This window comes from Streptomyces sp. RKAG293, from assembly GCF_023701745.1.
Taxonomy (GTDB): Bacteria; Actinomycetota; Actinomycetes; order Streptomycetales; family Streptomycetaceae; genus Actinacidiphila.
Genome location: NZ_JAJOZB010000001.1, coordinates 8,851,744 through 8,872,657, shown reverse-complemented (window position 1 = coordinate 8,872,657; position 20,914 = coordinate 8,851,744). Strand labels below are relative to the sequence as shown.

The window sequence follows — 20,914 nt, the reverse complement described above, 5'->3', positions numbered from 1 at the left end:
TTCCGCCGGCTTCGGCGTACGCCTGTTGTCCCGCCGGCGGGACAAATGCGAGACCTCCGACATTGATCTCCTTGACCGCCCAGTGCCCTCGGGTTAGGTTTCTAGGGATTTTGATTCAGGGCAGTTGCGCCGGTTCCGGTGTACGAGGCGACCCACCGTTCCTACGGTCAGGAGGTCGCGAATTCTCCGATGTCCTGTCGCGCTTTCTCATTGTCTTCACGGCTGTCAGGCTGTCTTTTACTTTTCTCCCCCGGGAAATATCAGCACGGGGGATATTCCGGAGGTGGGGACTTGTCCATCAGTGCTGGCGCCACACTGCCGCTCACGGCCGCGCAACGCGAGATATGGATGGCCGAACAGCGGTTGGCGGGAGCCAACCGGGTGTTCCGGGTGGGCGACTATCTGGAAATCCACGGACGCGTGGATCCGGTGCTCTTCGAGCAGGCATTACTGCGGGTCGTCTCCGAGACGGAGGCGCTGCACGTCCGCTTCGTCGAAGAGCGCGGCGACGGCCGGCAGGTCCTCCACGGGCTCGGTGACTGGGCGCCCGCGGTGATCGATCTCAGCACCGAGCCTGACCCCGAGCGAGCCGCCCACGCATGGCTGGAAGCCGCGGTGGCCCGGCCGATGGACCTCTCCAGTGACCGGCTCTTCGAGTACGCGCTGCTCCGCCTGGGCCCCGACCGCTTCTACTGGTACCAGGGCTACCACCACGCCGTGATGGACGCCTTCGGAGCACTACTGATCACCCGCCGGGTCGCCGAGGTCTACACCGCCCTCGTCCAGGACCGACCGGTGAAACCGAGCCCCTTCAGCCCGCTGCACGAGTTGTTGGCCGCCGATGAGAAGTACCGCTATTCCCAACAATTCGCCCTCGACCGGGACTACTGGACGGAGCAGTTCGCCGACCGCCCCGAGCCGACCGGGTTCGTCGACCGGCCGTCGACCACCCCGCAGCACTACCTTCGGCGGACAGCCGGCCTGGGTCCCGTGGAGCTCAGCGAATTGCGCACGGCGGCGCGGCGCGCCCGGGCCCCTTGGTCGCACCTGGTCATCGCGGCAACAGCCGTCTATCTCCATCGGATGACCGGCTCATCGTGCGTGGTGCTCGGCCTGCCGGTGACCGGGCGTCTGGACCAGCTCCAGCGCCGTACTCCCGGCATGGCTTCCAACGTCCTTCCGCTGCGGCTCTCGTTCCGACCGGATCTGTCACTCGGTGAACTCCTCGGACAGATCGCGGACCGGGTGGTCGAGCTCGGCAGGCACCAGCGGTACCGGGCCGAGGACCTGCAACGGGACCTGGACCTGCCGGGCAGTCTGGGAACGTGGTACGCACCGGTCGTCAACGTGATGTCCTTCGACTACGTGCTGGACTTCGCCGGCCTGCCCACCACCGCGCACAACCTGTCCTCGGGCCTGGTGGGCGACTTCACGGTCGCGGTGTGGGACCGGCGCGACGGGACCGGGCTCAAGGTCGATGTCAATGCCCACCCCGAAATCTGCTCGGCGGGCGAGCTGGCCGCTCATCATCAGCGCCTGCTCACCGTGTTACTGGCCGTGACCACGGCCGATCCCGCCCAAGCGGTCGGCCGGATCGACCTGCTCACCGACGAGGACCGCACGACCCTGCTGGGTATCGCCGCGGACGCTCCGCCGGTCGCGGAGACCACACTGCCGGGGTTGTTCGAGGCGCAGGTCGACCGTGCACCAGACGCGATAGCCGTGACATGCGACGACACCACCCTCACCTATACCGAACTCAACACCCGGGCCAACCGCCTCGCCCACCTCCTCATCAGCCACGGCATCGGCCCGGAAGACAACGTCGCCCTCGCCCTGCCCCGCACCACCGACCTCGTCACCGCCATCCTCGCCGTCCTCAAAACAGGCGCCGCCTACCTCCCCCTCGACCCCCAATACCCCACCCCACGCCTCACCCACATGATTACCGACGCCCAACCCACCCTCACCCTCACCACCACAACCCAGAACAACCTCCCCCACCACACCACCCCCACCCTCCACCTCGACCAACCCACCCACCAGACCAACCTCACCCACCAACCCACCCACAACCCCACCGACCACGACCGCACCACCCCCCTCACCCCCCACCACCCCGCCTACATCATCTACACCTCCGGCTCCACCGGCCGCCCCAAAGGCGTCGTCAACACTCACCGGAACGTGGTCAGGCTGTTCGACGCCACCCGCCAGTGGTTCGGCTTCGGCGCGGACGACGTCTGGACGCTGTTCCACTCCTACGCCTTCGACTTCTCGGTCTGGGAGCTCTGGGGACCGCTGCTGCACGGCGGCCGACTGGTCGTGGTGCCCTTCGAGGTCAGCCGAACGCCGGGGGCGTTCCTGGACCTGCTCGCCGACCAAGGTGTCACCGTTCTCAACCAAACGCCGTCGGCCTTCTACCAGTTGGCGCAGGCCGATGCGGACCCGTCCCGGCCGGCCCGACAGCTCAGTTTGCGCGTTGTGGTGTTCGGCGGCGAGGCGCTACAGCCCTCCCGCCTGGCCGACTGGTACCTGCGGCACCCCGACGATGCACCGGTGCTGGTCAACATGTACGGCATCACCGAGACCACGGTGCACGTGACCTATCAGCCGCTGACCCGTGACCGGGTGAACAACGAGGCAGCGAGCGTGATCGGCGTCGGCATCCCCGACCTGCGCACCTATGTGCTGGACGGCGGGCTGCAGTTGGTGGCGCCCGGTGTCGTGGGTGAGCTGTACATCGCCGGGGCAGGCGTGGCCCGCGGATACCTCGGCCGTTCCGCTCTGACGGCTGAGCGTTTCGTCGCCGACCCGTACGGCTTGGAGCCCGGCGGACGGATGTACCGCACAGGCGACATTGTGCGCTGGAACTCCGACGGTGAGATGGAGTTCGTCGGCCGCGCCGACCACCAGGTCAAGATTCGCGGTTTCCGCATTGAACTCGGTGAGGTCGAGGCGGCGTTGTCCGCTCATCCGTCGGTGGCTCAGGCGACCGCGGTCGTATACGAGGAACGGCCTGGTGACTCCCGCCTGGTGGCGTATGTGGTGGCACGGGATGCTCTTCTACCGCAGCAGGTAAGGGATTTCGCGCAACTGAGTCTGCCCGAGCACATGGTCCCCTCGGCCGTGATCCTGCTCGATCGCCTGCCGCTGACCTCTAATGGCAAGCTCGACCGTGCCGCCCTGCCGGCTCCGGACTTCGCGTCGGTCGGGTCGGGCCGGGAGGCCCGTACTCCGCAGGAGCAGATCGTCTGCGACCTGTTCGCACAGGTACTGGGTCTGCCGCGGGCCGGGGTCGACGACGATTTCTTCGACCTCGGCGGGCACTCACTCCTCGCCACCCGCCTCATCGCGCAGATCCGGTCGGTCTTCGGCGTCGAGATCGGTCTACGCACCCTCTTCGAGGGCCCGACGCCGGCGGCGGTGGCGGCCCTGCTCGATACCGCTGGGCCTGGACGACTGGCGCTCACCGCGCGGGAGCGGCCTGAGGCCATGCCGCTGTCGTTCGCCCAGCGCAGGTTGTGGTTCATCCACCAGATGGAAGGGCCCAGCGCCACCTACAACATTCCCCTCGTACTGCGGTTCACCGGCCAGTTGGACCGGGACTCGCTGCGCACCGCGCTCGGAGACCTCGTCGCCCGGCACGAGAGCCTGCGCACGGTCCTGCCCGAGGTCGACGGCACCCCGTTTCAACGGGTGCTCGACATAGCGACCATGGACCTGCCCATCACCGAAACCACTGAGTCCGAACTGGACGATGTTCTTCTCCAGGCAGCCCGTCATGCGTTCGACCTGGCCGTCGAACCTCCGCTGCGCGCCGACCTCTTCGAGGTCTCCCCCCAGGAACATGTCCTACTGCTGGTCGTCCACCACATCGCGGGCGACGGCTGGTCACTGGGACCCCTCGCCGCTGACCTCACCCACGCCTACACCGCCCGCACCCAGGGCGAGTCCCCTCACTGGGTTCCGCTGCCGGTGCAGTACGCGGACTACACCCTGTGGCAGAACGAACTCCTCGGCGATCAGAACGACCCCGACAGTCTCTTCGCGACCCAGATCGACTACTGGACGAGCACTCTGGCCGGTCTTCCCGACCAGCTGAGCATCCCCACCGACCGGCCCCGTCCCGCCGTGATGACCTACCGCGGCGACTACGTCACCGTCACCATCAACCCCGAACTCCACCAACGCCTCGCCGACCTCGCCCGATCCACCGGCACCAGCCTGTTCATGGTCCTCCAAGCCGGACTCGCCTCGCTCCTGACCCGCCTCGGCGCCGGACACGACATCCCCCTCGGCAGTCCCATCGCCGGGCGCACCGACCAGAACCTCGACCACCTCATCGGGTTCTTCGTCAACACCCTCGTGCTGCGCACCGACACCACCGGCGACCCCACCTTCACCCAACTCCTCAACCAGGTCCGCGAAACCTCACTCGCCGCCTACGCCCACCAAGACGTCCCCTTCGAATACCTCGTCGAAATCCTCAACCCCACCCGCACCCTCGCCCACCACCCCCTCTTCCAAATCATGCTCGCCCTCCAAAACGCACCCGTGAGTTCGTTGGAGCTTCCCGGAGTGCGTGCTGGTGTCGAGCTGGGCAGGACCGGGACGGCAAAGTTCGACTTGTTCTTCGGCCTCGCCGAGCAACGCGGGCCCAACGGCGAGCCGCAGGGCATCGGCGGCGTTGTCGAGTACTCCAGCGATCTCTATGACCCACCTACCGTCCATGCCCTGTTCGACCGGTGGATCCAACTCCTCAACGCCGCTACCACCCACCCCGACCAGCCGCTCAGCACCATCAACGTCCTCACCCCCACCGAGCACCACCAGCTCCTCCACACTTGGCAGGACACCGCCCTGCCCCTGCCCGAGGCCTCCCTGGCCGACCTCTTCAGCCGGCAAGTGGCGAAGACCCCGGAAGCTCCCGCCGTCGTGACCGACGACGCCACACTGTCGTACGCGGAGCTCAACACTCGCGCCAACCAACTCGCGCATCACCTCATCGCCCGCGGAGTCCGCCCCGGCGATGCCGTCGCTGTCCTGCTCCAACGCTCACCCGAGACCATCACCACCCTCCTCGCCCTCATGAAGGCCGGCGCCGTCTACGTCCCCCTCGACGCCCGCTATCCGAGTGAGCGCATCCACCACATCCTCGAACAGACCAACACCACACTCGTCCTCACCGACACCGCCTCACGAACCGCACTCCCTACCGCAACACCGCACCTCGTCATCACCGAAACCGACCCGGCCCAGTTCGACGGCGAAAGCCACCACGCACCCGACGTCACTGTCCACCCGGATGCCGCCGCCTACGTGATGTACACCTCCGGCTCCACCGGCACCCCCAAAGGTGTTGTCGTCAGCCACCGCAACGTCACCTCACTCGCCCTCGACCCCCGCTTCGACACCACCGCACACCAACGCGTGCTGCACCACTCACCCCCCGCTTTCGACGCCTCCACCTACGAGGTCTGGGTCCCGCTCCTCAACGGCGGAGCCATCGTCATCGCCCCCGCCGGCGACCTCGACATCCCCCAACTGCAGAAAACCATCACCGACCACCACGTCACCGCTACATGGCTCACCAGCTCCCTGTTCAACGTCATGACCGAACACCACCCCGAAACCCTCACCGGCGTCCATCAGATCTGGACCGGCGGCGAAGCGGTCTCCGGCACCTCCGTCCAACGCCTGCAAGAGGTCTGCCCCACCACCACCGTGGTCGACGGCTACGGACCCACCGAAACCACCACCTTCGCCACCTGCCACCCCATCCCCCGCCCCTACACCGGCAACACCACCGTCCCCATCGGCCGCCCCATGGCCAACACCCGCACCTACATCCTCGACAACCACCTCCAACCCGTCCCGCCCGGCGTCACCGGCGAGCTCTACATCGCCGGCACCGGCCTCGCCCACGGCTACCTCAACCAACCCGCCATCACCGCAGAACGCTTCACCGCCGACCCGTTCAGCCTGGAACCCGGCGAACGGATGTACCGCACCGGCGACCTCGCCCACTGGAACCCCGACGGCAACCTCGAATACACCGGCCGCGCCGACCACCAAATCAAAATCCGCGGCTTCCGCATCGAACCCGGCGAAATCGAAAAGATCCTCACCGACCACCCCGACATCACCCAAGCCGCCGTCATCACCCACGAAAACCAACCAGGCACGATCCGCCTCATCGCGTACGTCGCTGCCACCAACGAACTGCCTGCGGAGAGCCTGCGTGAGTTCGCCCGCAGGCGGCTGCCGGACTACATGCTGCCGTCGGTGTTCATCCAGCTGGACAGGTTGCCGCTGACTGCCAACGGCAAGCTTGACCATGCCGCGCTGCCCGATCCTGACCCGGCTCCCCAGGCGCAAGCGCCGGGACGCGAGCTGCGGACGGCGCGCGAGCGGCTGCTGGGTGAGCTGTTCACGCAGGCCCTGGGTGTGGACCGGGTCGGGCTGGATGACGACTTCTTCGCGCTCGGCGGGGACAGCATCATCTCGATCCGCCTGGTCAGCCTGGCGCGCACGGCAGGGGTCGGTTTCGCGGTCCGGGACATCTTCGAGCAGCGGACCGTGGCAGGACTGGCGGATGTCGCCGAGGACTTGTCCCCGTCCGCTGCGGAGCCCGACGGATCGGGCGTCGGTACCGTGGAGCCCACACCGATCATGCTCTGGTTCGACGAGCGCGGCGGCGCCATCGACCCGTTCTACCAGGCGATGCTGCTGCAGGTGCCGGCCGAGTTGGGCGAGGATCGCCTCACCGCGGCCGTCCAGGCGCTCGTGGACCACCATGACGCGCTGCGACTGACCCGGACCCCGAGCCGCGCCAGCGGCCGGCCGTGGTCGCTGGAAGTCCTTCCGGTCGGCGCCGTGTCGGCCGTCGATCTGGTGCACCGTGTCGACGTGGGCGGCGGCACCTTCGACGAGGCGCTGGTACGGGATCATCTGGGGAGGGCGGCCGCCCGCCTGTCGGCGGAGCGGGGGGTGCTGCTCCAGGCGGTCTGGTTCGACGCCGGGCCCAGTCGTGCCGGCCGGCTGCTGTTCCTGGTCAACCACCTGGTGGTGGACGGGGTGTCCTGGCGGCTTCTGCTTGCGGACCTGGTCGCCGGCTGGGAGGCGGTCACGCACGGCCGGCTCCCCGGGCTGGAGCCGGTGCACACCTCGCTGCAGCGCTGGTCCCGCCTGCTGACGGCGGAGGCCCGCCATCCGGCTCGTGCCGCGGAGGTGAGGCTGTGGGCCGATCTGCTGGCCTCCGCCGACCCACCACTGACCGCTGACCGGCTGGATCCAGGGCGGGACACCGTCGGCCGGGCCCGTGACCTCAGCCTGTCCCTGCCACCCGATGTCACCACCTCGCTCTTGACGACCGTGCCCGCGGCCTTCCACGCCGGGGTCAACGACGTCCTGCTGACCGCACTCGCCCTGGCGGTCGCCCAGTGGCGCCGCGGTCATGCCCGCGGGCGGCACACCGAACTGCTGCTGGATGTGGAGGGTCACGGCCGCGAGGAGATCATCGCGGACACGGATCTGTCACGCACCGTGGGCTGGTTCACCTCGCTGTATCCCGTCCGGATCGACCCGGGCGCACTGGGTTGGGAAGAGGTCACCGGCGGCGGACCGGTCCTCGGACAAGCCCTCAAAAGGGTCAAGGAGCAGCTGCGGTCGCTGCCCGACAAGGGCATCGGCTTCGGTCTCCTGCGCCACCTCAACCCGGCGACCGAAACGGAGTTGGACCCGCTCGCGGTGCCCCAGCTGGGGTTCAACTACCTCGGCCGCTTCCCTTCCGCCGGCACCCCCCTCGTTGCGGGCAACCCGGCGTGGACGGTGGCACCGGAGGCGGGCCTGCTGAGCGGCGCCGATCCGGCCACCGCCCTGGCGCACGGCCTGGAGGTCAACTCGATGGTCCGCGACACTCCGGACGGCCCCTGGCTGGAGGCCGTCTGGACGTGGGCCCCGGATCTCTGGCCCGAGCAGCACGTCCGTGACCTCGCCGAGGACTGGTTCCGCGCGATCCGCGGCCTGGTCCGGCACGGCGACCGGGCTGACACCGGCGGCCACACGCCTTCGGACTTCCCCCTGACCACCCTCAGCCAGCACGACATCGAGCAACTCGAAGCCGCGTGGAGGATCCAGAAATGACGTCGTCGGGCCTGGAAGACATTCTGCCCCTGTCCCCCATGCAGGAGGGGCTGCTGTTCCACTCGCGCTATGAGCAGGACGGCGCGGACGTCTACGGGGTGCAGCACGTATTCGACATCGCGGGCACCCTCGACGGTGAGATTCTGCAGGCGGCGGTCCGCGCTCTGGTCCAGCGGCACCCGAACCTGCGCGCCGGTTTCCGACAGGTGGGGTCGGGCCAGACGGTGCAGACGATTTCCCGTCAGGTCGACGTTCCCTGGGAGGAGTACGACCTCTCCTCGCTTCCCGGCGACGAGGCGGAGGCGGAGTTCGTCCGGCTCGCCGCCAAGGAGCACGGCCGCCGGTTCGACCTGGCCGAGCCGCCGCTGCTGCGCTTCTCCCTGGTGCGGCTCGCCGGGGAGCACCACCGCCTCATCCTGACCACCCATCACATCTTGCTCGACGGTTGGTCCACTCCCATCCTCGTGCGCGAGCTGACCGCGCTGTACGACAGTCACGGGGACACCTCTGTGCTGCCCCGGGTGACTCCCTACCGCCAGTTTCTGGGCTGGCTGGCCCAGCAGGACCAGCCGGCGGCCGAGGCTGCCTGGCGCGAGGTGTGCTCAGAGCTCGAACAGCCCACCCTGGTCACGCCGGCGGATCCCGGACGCGCGGCGCGGATGCCGGAACGGATCACCGTCGAGCTGGACGAGGAGCGCACGGCAGCGCTCACCGAGTGGGCGCGCGGCCAGGGCGTGACCCTGAACACCGTGCTGCAGGCCGGCTGGGGTCTGGTGCTGAGCCGCCGTACGGGCCAGGACGACGTGGTCTTCGGCGCCGTCGTGGCGGGTCGTGACCCGCAGCTGTCCGGGGTGGAGTCCATGGTGGGCCTGCTCATCGCCATGGTGCCCGTGAGGGTCAGGCTGGACCCGGCGCAGTCGCTGCTGACCACGGTCGTCCGGCTGCAGGACGAGCAGTCGCGGCTGACCGCGCACCACCATCTCGGGCTGGCCCGTATCCAGCAGCTGGCGGGATTGGGCGACCTCTTCGACACATCCGTGGTGTTCGAGAACTATCCCTGGGACGACTCCGCCACCAAGGCGGGTGCCGGACTGCAGATCACTCCCGATCTTGGCCGGGGACGCGACGCGACGCACTACCCGCTCACTCTGATCGCGGCGCCGGGCCGCCGTCTCCACCTGCGCCTGGACTACCGCGACGATCTCTTCGACCGGGCCACGGCCAGGACGTTCCTCGATCGGCTGATCCACGTACTCGACCTGATGGTCGCCGAAGCGGACCGGCCGGTCGGCCGGATCGACCTGCTCACGGACGCGGAGCGACGCGAGCTACTGGTCACCCGCAATGACACCGACGTGGTGAGTGGCGGGGCAACGCTGCCGGGGTTGTTCGAGGCGCAGGTCGACCGTGCACCGGACGCGATAGCCGTGACATGCGACGACACCACCCTCACCTATACCGAACTCAACACCCGGGCCAACCGCCTCGCCCACCTCCTCATCAGCCACGGCATCGGCCCGGAAGACAACGTCGCCCTCGCACTCCCCCGCACCACCGACCTCGTCACCGCCATCCTCGCCGTCCTCAAAACAGGCGCCGCCTACCTCCCCCTCGACCCCCAATACCCCACCCCACGCCTCACCCACATGATCACCGACGCCCAACCCACCCTCACCCTCACCACCACCACAACCCAGAACAACCTCCCCCACCACACCACCCCCACCCTCCACCTCGACCAACCCACCCTTGCAACCGACCTCACCCACCAACCCACCCACAACCCCACCAACCACGACCGCACCACCCCCCTCACCCCCACCACCCCGCCTACATCATCTACACCTCCGGCTCCACCGGCCGCCCCAAAGGCGTCGTCATGCCGGCAGCGGCGCTGCTGAATCTCCTCGCGTGGCATCACCGCACGGTCGGTGGCGCACCCGGAAGCAGGACCGCACAGTTCACAGCGATCAGCTTCGACGTGTCCGCTCAGGAGATTCTGTCGGCTGTCTCCTATGGCAAGACGCTGGTCATCCCCGATGAGGCCGTCCGCCGCGACGCGGCCCGGTTCGCCGCGTGGCTCGACGACTGCCGGATCGACGAGCTGTTCGCCCCGAACCTGGTGCTGGAGGCCCTTGCCGAGGCCGCCGTCGAGCAGGGCCGTACGCTGCCGCGGCTGCGAACCGTCGCGCAGGCCGGCGAAGCTCTGACACTCAGCGGTCAGGTCCGCGCATTCCACCGGTCGGCCCCGGGCCGGGTACTGCACAACCACTACGGCCCGACCGAAACCCATGTGGTCACAGCCCACACGCTGACCGGCGATCCTGACCTCTGGCAGCTACCCGCGCCGATCGGCCGGCCCATCGCCAACACGCGTGCGTATGTGCTGGACGGCGGGCTGCAGTTGGTGGCACCTGGTGTGGTGGGTGAGTTGTACATCGCGGGGTCCGGCGTGGCCCGCGGCTACCTCGGCCGTTCGGCCCTGACGGCTGAGCGTTTCATCGCCGACCCGTACGGCCTGGAACCCGGCGGACGGATGTACCGCACGGGCGACCTCGTGCGCTGGAACCCGGACGGTGAGCTGGAATTCATCGGCCGCGCCGATCACCAGGTCAAGATCCGCGGCTTCCGCATCGAACCCGGCGAGATCGAGAAGGTCCTCACCGACCACCCCGACATCGCCCACGCTGCTGTGACCACCCACGAGGATCAGCCGGGCCGATCTCGTCTGGTGGCGTACGTGGTGACGCGAGAGGCTCTTCTACCCCAGCAGATACGGGATTTCGCGCAACAGAGCCTGCCCGAACACATGGTCCCCTCGGCCGTCATCCTGCTCGACCGCCTGCCGCTGACCACGACCGGCAAGCTCGACCGTGCCGCCCTGCCGACACCGGACTTCGCGTCCGTCGGATCGGGCCGGGAGGCCCGTACTCCGCAGGAACAGATCGTCAGCGACCTGTTCGCCCAGGTGCTCGGCCTGCCGCGGGCCGGAATCGACGACGACTTCTTCGACCTCGGCGGACACTCGCTCCTCGCCACCCGCCTCATCGCCCGCATCCGCGCCACCTTCGGCGTCGAAATGGGCCTGCGCACCCTCTTCGAGGCGCGGACCGTAGCGGCAGTGGCAGCCCAGCTGGACACTGCCGGTCCGGCGCGACTCGCCCCGACCACACGGGAACGGCCTGAGGTCATGCCGTTGTCGTTCGCTCAGCGCCGGTTGTGGTTCATCCACCAGATGGAGGGACCCAGCGCGACCTACAACATTCCGCTCGCGCTACGCCTCACCGGGGAACTCGACCAGGACGCACTACGGTCGGCGCTCGGAGACCTCGTCGGCCGGCACGAGAGCCTGCGCACGGTCTTTCCCGAGATCGACGGCACCCCGTACCAGCACGTACTGACACCCGAAGCCGCCGCGCCACGCGTGACCGTCACTCCGACAACGGAATCGGAACTGCCGACCGCACTCGAACAGGCAGCTCGGCATGCATTCGACCTGGCCGTCGAACCTCCGCTGCGCGCCGACCTCTTCGAGGTATCCCCCCAGGAGCATGTCCTACTGCTGGTCGTCCACCACATCGCGGGCGACGGCTGGTCACTGGGACCCCTCGCCGCTGACCTCACCCACGCCTATACCGCCCGGACCCAGGAAGAACTCCCGAGCTGGGCACCCCTACCGGTGCAGTACGCGGACTACACCCTGTGGCAGAACGAACTCCTCGGCGATCAGAACGACCCCGACAGCCTTTTCGCCACCCAGATCGACTACTGGACGAGCACTCTGGCCGGTCTTCCTGATCAGCTGAGCATCCCCACCGACCGGCCGCGTCCCGCCGTGATGACCTACCGCGGCGACTACGTCACCGTCACCATCAACCCCGAACTCCACCAACGCCTCGCCGACCTCGCCCGATCCACCGGCACCAGCCTCTTTATGGTCCTCCAAGCCGGACTCGCCTCGCTCCTGACCCGCCTCGGCGCCGGACACGACATCCCCCTCGGCAGCCCCATCGCCGGCCGCACCGACCAGAACCTCGACCACCTCATCGGGTTCTTCGTCAACACCCTCGTGCTGCGCACCGACACCACCGGCGACCCCACCTTCACCCAACTCCTCAACCAAGTCCGCGAAACCTCACTCGCCGCCTACGCCCACCAAGACGTCCCCTTCGAATACCTCGTCGAAATCCTCAACCCCACCCGCACCCTCGCCCACCACCCCCTCTTCCAAATCATGCTCGCCCTCCAAAACGCACCCGAAGGAACCTTCCAACTCCCCGGACTCCGCATCGACCTCGCACCCGGACGCACCGGCACCGCAAAATTCGACCTCTTCTTCAGCCTCGCCGAACAACACGGCCCCAACGGCGAACCTCAAGGCATCGACGGTGCGGTCGAGTACTCCAGCGACATCTACGACGCACCCACCGTCCACTCCCTCTTCGACCGGTGGATCCAACTCCTCGACACCGCGACCGCCCACCCCGACCAACCGCTCAGCACCATCAACGTCCTCACCCCCACCGAACACCACCAGCTCCTCCACACCTGGCAAGACACCGCATCACCGGTGAGCGAGACCCTCCTGCCGGACCGCTTCGCGGAACAGGCTGCGGCCACGCCCGACGCGGTGGCTCTGATCGTCGGGGATTCCACCCTGTCGTACGCGGAGCTGAACGCGCGCGCCAACCGTCTCGCCCACGCCTTGTTGCAACGGGGTGCCGGGCCGGACCAGGTGATCGCCCTTGCGCTGCCACGCTCGGCCGACCTGGTGGTCACCCTTCTGGCAGTGCTCAAGACGGGTGCCGCCTACCTGCCACTGGACCCCGATCATCCGGCGGCACGCATCGAGTACGTGCTGAAGGACGCGCGACCTGCTCTGGTGCTCACGACGACGCGAACGGACCGGCTGGTGGCGGGCGGCTCGTCGCAGCGGTTGGTGCTGGACGCTGCCAATGTCCGCGCGCTGGTGGCTGACTGCTCCGACAGTGATCCGACCGACGCCGACCGTGCAGCACCGCTGCGGCCCGCCGACGCCGCGTACGTGATTTACACCTCCGGGTCGACCGGACGTCCCAAGGGCGTGGTCGTGCCGCACGCCGCGTTGCTCAACTTCTTGGAGGCGATGCGGCAGAAGGTCGAGATTCGGCCTGAGGAGCGGCTGCTCGCGGTCACCACCGTCGCCTTTGATATTGCCGCGTTGGAGCTGTATCACCCGCTTCTCTCGGGCGCCGCGGTGGTTCTGACGCCGAAGGAGTCGGTCGCGCAGCCCTCTGCCGTCCTCGACTTGATCGCGCGGCATGGTGTGACGGTCCTCCAGGGGACCCCCTCGCTGTGGCAGCTCCTGGTGGCGCACAACCCGGAGTCTCTGCGCGACCTGCGCATGCTGGTCGGAGGGGAGGCGCTGCCCACCGCCCTCGCCGAAGAAATGCGCGAGCTCACGGGCGACCTGACCAACCTGTACGGACCGACCGAGACAACCATTTGGTCGACTGCCGGGGACTTGGCCGGTGGCGCGGGCGCTGCCCCCATCGGACGGCCGATTGCCAATACGCGCACCTATGTGCTGGATGACGAATTGCAGTTGGTGGCACCTGGTGTGGTGGGTGAGTTGTACATCGCGGGGTCCGGCGTGGCCCGCGGCTACCTCGGCCGTTCCGCCCTCACGGCTGAGCGTTTCGTCGCCGACCCGTACGGCCTGGAACCCGGCGGACGGATGTACCGCACGGGCGACCTCGTGCGCTGGAACCCGGACGGTGAGCTGGAATTCATCGGCCGCGCCGATCACCAGGTCAAGATCCGCGGCTTCCGCATCGAACCCGGCGAGATCGAAAAGGTCCTCACCGACCACCCCGACATCGCCCAGGCCGCCGTCATCGTTCGTGAGGACCAGCCAGGTGACGCCCGGCTGGTCGGCTATGTCGTCGCCGACAGTTCAACGGACGATCGCGATGAGCAGGTCGAAGAGTCCCAGTTGAACGAGTGGCAGGAGCTGTACGACTCCGTCTACACCTCCGCGACCAAGACGGTGTTCGGCGAGAACTTCGCGAGCTGGAACAGCAGTTACGACGGCCGGCCGATCCCGCTGGAGGAGATGCGGGAATGGCGGGACACCACCGTCGAACGCATCAGGACGCTCCGTCCTCGCCGTGTCCTCGAAATCGGTGTCGGAACCGGACTTCTGCTCTCTCAGCTGGCGCCCGAGTGCGACGAGTACTGGGGTACCGACTTCTCCCCCACCGTCATCAAGGACCTTCAGGCCCAGGTCGACAACGATCCCGTCCTCCTCCCGCGGGTTCGCTTGCGGACCCAGGCCGCCCACGACTTCGGCAGCCTGCCCGACAACCACTTCGACACCATCGTGCTCAACTCCGTCGCCCAGTACTTCCCGAACGCCGGCTACCTCGAGCAGGTGCTTCACCACGCCGTACGCGCTCTCGCGCCCGGCGGGGCCGTGTTCGTGGGTGACGTCCGGAACCCCCGTCTGCTGCGCACGTTCACCACCGCGGTCCAGGCCGCCCGCGCCGACGACGCCGACCCCGCCGCCATCCGCCGCGCCGTCGAACAAAGCCTCGTCCTCGGCAAAGAACTCCTCATCGACCCCGAATACTTCACCACCCTCACCCACCACATCCCCGACATCGCCGGCACCGACATCCAACTCAAACGCGGCACCGCACACAACGAACTCACCCGCTACCGCTACGACGCCACCCTCTACAAAACCGGCATCAACCCCCACCCCCTCACCCACACCCCCCACCACCCCTGGAACCAGAACGCCGACGATGCCACCGCCGACCTGGCCAGTCTCAGGCAACGGCTCGAGACCCAGCAGCCCGCCGAGCTGCGGGTCACCGGAGTCCCCAACCCGCGCCTCACCCATGAACGCGCCCTGCAGCACGCCCTCGATCACCACGCACCTCTTCCCACCCACACCTCCAACCCCTCCATCGACCTGGAGATGTTCCATCAGCTGGGCGACGAGCTCGGTTACTGGAGCGGTATCACCTGGAGCACCCACGACGTCGACACGGTCGACGTCACCTACATCGTCCGCAGTCGGCTGGCCGACAGCATCCCGACCCACACCTACACACCGGTCGACAGCAGTGGCTCTGGTGCGGCCCTCTCGACCTGGGTCGTCAACCCGGCCACCAGCCGCGGCACCGCGGCACTCCTCACAGCCCTCCGTGAGCAAGCCCGTCAGCACCTGCCCGACTACATGCAACCCGCCGCCATCGTCCCCCTCGATCGCCTGCCACTGACCGCCAACGGCAAGCTCGATCGTGCCGCCCTGCCGGCTCCGGACTTCGCGTCGGTCGGGTCGGGCCGGGAGGCTCGTACTCCGCAGGAGCAGATCGTCTGCGATCTGTTCGCGCAGGTACTGGGTCTGCCGAGGGCCGGGGTCGACGACGACTTCTTCGACCTGGGCGGGCACTCGCTGCTCGCCACCCGCCTCATCGCGCAGATCCGGTCGGTCTTCGGCGTCGAGGTCGGTCTACGCACTCTCTTCGAGGGTCCGACGCCGGCGGCGGTGGCGGCTTTACTCGATACCGCTGGGCCTGGACGACTGGCACTCACCCTGCGGGAGCGGCCCGAGGTCATGCCCTTGTCGTTCGCTCAGCGCCGGTTGTGGTTCATCCATCAGATGGAAGGGCCCAGCGCGACCTACAACATTCCCCTTGCACTCCGGCTGACGGGCGAACTCGACCGGGACGCACTACGGTCGGCGCTCGGAGACCTCGTCGCGCGGCACGAAAGTCTGCGCACGGTCTTTCCCGAGATCGACGGCACCCCGTACCAGCACGTCTTGACGCCCGAAGCCGCCGCACCTCGTCTGACCGTCACTCCGACGGCAGAGGTCGAGCTGTCGGCCGCACTCGAACAAGCAGCCCGGCACCCCTTCGACCTGGCCGTCGAACCTCCACTGCGAGCTGAGCTTTTCGAGCTGTCGCCCCAGGAGCATGTGCTCTTGCTGGTGGTCCACCACATCGCGGGGGACGGTTGGTCGCTGGGACCGCTTGCTGCCGACCTCACCCACGCCTACACCGCCCGCACCCAGGGCGAGTCCCCTCACTGGGTTCCGCTGCCGGTGCAGTACGCCGACTACACCCTGTGGCAGAACGAGCTCCTCGGCGATCAGAACGACCCCGACAGTCTCTTCGCGACCCAGATCGACTACTGGACGAGCACTCTGGCCGGTCTTCCTGATCAGCTGAGCATCCCCACCGACCGGCCGCGTCCCGCCGTGATGACCTACCGCGGCGACTACGTCACCGTCACCATCAACCCCGAACTCCACCAACGCCTCGCCGACCTCGCCCGATCCACCGGCACCAGCCTCTTCATGGTCCTCCAAGCCGGACTCGCCTCGCTCCTGACCCGCCTCGGCGCCGGACACGACATCCCCCTCGGCAGCCCCATCGCCGGCCGCACCGACCAGAACCTCGACCACCTCATCGGGTTCTTCGTCAACACCCTCGTGCTGCGCACCGACACCACCGGCGACCCCACCTTCACCCAACTCCTCAACCAAGTCCGCGAAACCTCACTCGCCGCCTACGCCCACCAAGACGTCCCCTTCGAATACCTCGTCGAAATCCTCAACCCCACCCGCACCCTCGCCCACCACCCCCTCTTCCAAATCATGCTCGCCCTCCAAAACGCACCCGAAGGAACCTTCCAACTCCCCGGACTCCGCATCGACCTCGCACCCGGACGCACCGGCACCGCAAAATTCGACCTCTTCTTCAGCCTCGCCGAACAACACGGCCCCAACGGCGAGCTTCAGGGGATCGACGGTGCCGTGGAGTACTCCAGCGACATCTACGACGCACCCACGGTGCATGCCCTGTTCGACCGGTGGATCCAGCTCCTCGACGCGGTAACCGCCCACCCCGACCAACCGCTCAGCAGCACCAACGTCCTCACCCCCACCGAACACCACCAGCTCCTCCACACCTGGCAGGACACAGCTCTGCCCCTGCCTGAGGCCTCCCTAGCCGACCTCTTCATCCGCCAGGTGACGAAAACACCGGACGCCCCCGCCGTCATCACCACCGACAGCACCCTGACGTATCAAGACCTCGATGCCCGCGCCAACCAACTCGCGCACCATCTCATCGCCCGCGGAGTCCGCCCCGGCGACGCCATCGCCGTTCTCCTCCAACGCTCACCCGAGACCATCACCACCCTCCTGGCCCTGATGAAGGCCGGCGCCGTCTACGTCCCCCTCGACGCCCGCTATCCGAGTGAGCGCATCCACCACATCCTCGAACAGACCAACACCACGCTCATCCTCACCGACACCACCTCACATGCCGTGCTGCCGCCCACCACGACCAATCTCCTCATCACCGACACCACGCAACCCAACCAACACGACCAGCACGCACCCGACGTCACTGTCCACCCGGACAGCGCCGCGTACGTGATGTACACCTCCGGCTCCACCGGCACCCCCAAAGGTGTTGTCGTCAGCCACCGCAACGTCACCTCACTCGCCCTCGACCCCCGCTTCGACACCACCGCACACCAACGCGTGCTGCACCACTCACCCCCCGCTTTCGACGCCTCCACCTACGAGGTCTGGGTCCCGCTCCTCAACGGCGGAGCCATCGTCATCGCCCCCGCCGGCGACCTCGACATCCCCCAACTGCAGAAAACCATCACCGACCACCACGTCACCGCTACATGGCTCACCAGCTCCCTGTTCAACGTCATGACCGAACACCACCCCGAAACCCTCACCGGCGTCCATCAGATCTGGACCGGCGGCGAAGCGGTCTCCGGCACCTCCGTCCAACGCCTGCAAGAGGTCTGCCCCACCACCACCGTGGTCGACGGCTACGGACCCACCGAAACCACCACCTTCGCCACCTGCCACCCCATCCCCCGCCCCTACACCGGCAACACCACCGTCCCCATCGGCCGCCCCATGGCCAACACCCGCACCTACATCCTCGACAACCACCTCCAACCCGTCCCGCCCGGCGTCACCGGCGAGCTCTACATCGCCGGCACCGGCCTCGCCCACGGCTACCTCAACCAACCCGCCATCACCGCAGAACGCTTCACCGCCGACCCGTTCAGCCTGGAACCCGGCGAACGGATGTACCGCACCGGCGACCTCGCCCACTGGAACCCCGACGGCAACCTCGAATACACCGGCCGCGCCGACCACCAAATCAAAATCCGCGGCTTCCGCATCGAACCCGGCGAAATCGAAAAGATCCTCACCGACCACCCCGACATCACCCAAGCCGCCGTCATCACCCACGAAAACCAACCAGGTGACGTTCATCTGGTCGCCTACGTCGCCGCCGACCGGTCCGTCCCGACGAGCGATGAGGATGAGCGGGCGCAGATCGGCGAGTGGCAGGAGCTCTACGACTCGCTGTACACGGGGTCCGGTGCTGAGTTCGGTGAGGACTTCTCCGGCTGGAACAGCAGCTACGACGACAGCGCGATTCCGCTGTCGGAGATGCGGGAATGGCGTGAGGCGACCGTCGAACGGGTCAGGGCGCTCAAGCCCGGCCGGGTCCTGGAGATCGGCGTCGGTACCGGCCTGCTCCTGGCGAAACTGGCGCCCGAGTGCGACGAGTACTGGGCAACGGACCTCTCCCCGACCGTCATCGAGGCGATGCGGTGCCATGTCGATGCCGATCCCGAGCTCGCCGGGCGCGTCACCCTGCGCGCCCAAGCTGCGCATGAGCACGACGGTCTCCCGCAGGGTCACTTCGACACGGTCATCCTGAACTCCGTGGTGCAGTACTTCCCCAACGCCGAGTACCTCCGGCAGGTCATCGAGCAGGCCGTACACCTGCTGGTTCCCGGCGGAGCGCTGTTCGTGGGAGACGTCCGCAACCCCCGTCTGCTGCGCACGTTCACCACCGCGGTCCAGGCCGCCCGCGCCGACGACGCCGACCCCGCCGCCATCCGCCGCGCCGTCGAACAAAGCCTCGTCCTCGGCAAAGAACTCCTCATCGACCCGGAATACTTCACCACCCTCACCCACCACATCCCCGACATCGCCGGCACCGACATCCAACTCAAACGCGGCACCGCACACAACGAACTCACCCGCTACCGCTACGACGCCACCCTCTACAAAACCGGCATCAACCCCCACCCCCTCACCCACACCCCCCACCACCCCTGGAACCAGAACATCGACGCCCTCGCTGAGCGGCTGCGCGAAGAGCGGCCGGACCAGCTTCGTGTGACGAGCGTCCCCAACACACGCATCGCGAACGACCTCGCCGTCCAGCACGCGGTGGAGGCCGGCGCGCGCCGGGCCGCCCCGCATACGGCGTACGTCGACCTGGAGGAGTTCCATCACCTCGGCGACGAACTGGGCTACTGGACCGCGATCACATGGAGCAGCCATGACACCGGCGCCGTCGATGTCACCTACGTCAACCGCGGGCTACTGGGGGACGCCGCTCCCATCGGCACTTACGCGCCGGCGGGCAGCGCCGACGCCGGCACTCCCCTCTCGACCTGGGTCGTCAATCCGGCCACCAGCCGCGGCACCGCCGCCCTCCTCACCGCCTTGCGTGAACACACCCGTCAGCACCTGCCCGACTACATGCAACCCGCCGCCATCGTCCCCCTCGATCGCCTGCCACTGACCGCCAACGGCAAGCTCGACCGTGCCGCCCTGCTCGCGCTCGATCCCGAACGCGGCGACATCGGCCGGGCTCCCGGCACTCCGCAGGAGCAGGTCGTCTGCGAGCTGTTCGCGGAGACCCTCGGCCGAAGTGTGGTCGGCGTGGACGAGGACTTCTTCGAGCTGGGGGGACACTCGCTGCTGGCCACTCGGCTGATCGCCCGACTGCGCAGCGCGTTCGGCGTCGAGCTGGGACTGCGCAGCCTGTTCGAGGCGCCCACGCCGGGGAAGATCGCGGCGCGGCTGGATGTGGACGATCCGGACGGCTCCTATGAGGTGGTGCTGCCGCTGCGCACCCGGGGCAGTCGGCCGCCGTTGTTCTGCATCCACCCCGGGGGCGGTATCAGCTGGTCCTACAGCGCTCTGATCAAGCACCTCGACCCGCAGTACCCGCTCTACGGCATCCAGGCGCGCAGTCTGGGCCGTCCGGAGCCGCGGCCGGAGAGCATCGAGGAGATGGCGGTGGATTACGCCGACCAGATCCGGACGGTGCAGCCGCACGGTCCCTACCACCTGGCCGGCTGGTCGTTCGGCGGTCTGTGCGCCCACGCGGTGGCCGCGGAGTTCCAGCGGCGCGGTGAGCGGGTCGCGCTGGTCGCGGTGCTGGACGTCATCCCGAACTGGCAGGGGCTGACGCATGCCGACGTGCCGGCCCCCGATGACCGGGTGATGCTCCTGTACCACGTCGGCCTGGTCGACGACGGCAGCCATCGGGACAGCGGCGAGGAGATGACCTTCGCCAGGGCGCGGGAGATCCTGCGCCGTCAGGGAAGCGTGCTGGCCAATCTGGAGGAGGACCGGCTCGCGACGATCACCGAGATCTCGGCGAACAACACGCATCTGACCGTCGATTACCAGCCTGGTCCGATCGATGGTGACCTGGTGCTGATCGCCTGCTCGGAGCAGCAGGACCCGCCCGTGACCGCCGAGGCCTGGCAGCCCCACGTCCGTGGCTCGGTCGAGGCCCATGTGGTGTCCGGTGAGCACGGAACCATGCTCACCCGGCCGGGCACGCTGGCCCAGATCGGTCGGATCCTGTCGGCCAAGCTCCACGACGTCGCCGGTGACCGGTGACGTCCGCCGGCCCGCACT

Annotated in this window: 3 protein-coding genes and 1 pseudogene; all 4 read left to right on the top strand. The window is 67.9% G+C overall.

Annotation, left to right across the window (positions count from 1 at the left end; all coding sequences use genetic code 11):
* Positions 1-291 precede the first annotated feature (291 nt).
* Positions 292-8,148 carry a non-ribosomal peptide synthetase gene (locus LNW72_RS39085; RefSeq protein WP_285369899.1) on the top strand — a complete coding sequence of 2,619 codons (7,857 nt, stop codon included), beginning with the start codon at positions 292-294 and terminating at the stop codon, positions 8,146-8,148.
* The gene (locus tag LNW72_RS39080) at positions 8,145-10,049 is read left to right on the top strand and encodes a condensation domain-containing protein (protein WP_285369898.1); all 1,905 of its coding nucleotides are present in this window, start codon (positions 8,145-8,147) and stop codon (positions 10,047-10,049) included. The genes LNW72_RS39085 and LNW72_RS39080 overlap by 4 nt, the downstream gene beginning before the upstream one ends.
* Positions 9,968-10,972, top strand: a pseudogene (locus tag LNW72_RS41460) (amino acid adenylation domain-containing protein); the annotation flags it as partial. The gene LNW72_RS39080 and the pseudogene LNW72_RS41460, both read left to right, overlap by 82 nt.
* A complete protein-coding gene (locus tag LNW72_RS39075) occupies positions 10,958-20,896 on the top strand; it encodes an amino acid adenylation domain-containing protein (RefSeq protein ID WP_374117444.1) in 9,939 nt (3,312 codons plus the stop codon). The pseudogene LNW72_RS41460 and the gene LNW72_RS39075, both read left to right, overlap by 15 nt.
* Positions 20,897-20,914: the final 18 nt, after the last annotated feature.

Bases quoted from the DNA above. Each gene is read 5' to 3' on its own strand.
- LNW72_RS39080 (WP_285369898.1), top strand. From the start codon at position 8,145: ATGACGTCGTCGGGCCTGGAAGACATTCTGCCCCTGTCCCCCATGCAG.
- LNW72_RS39075 (WP_374117444.1), top strand. From the start codon at position 10,958: ATGGTCCCCTCGGCCGTCATCCTGCTCGACCGCCTGCCGCTGACCACG.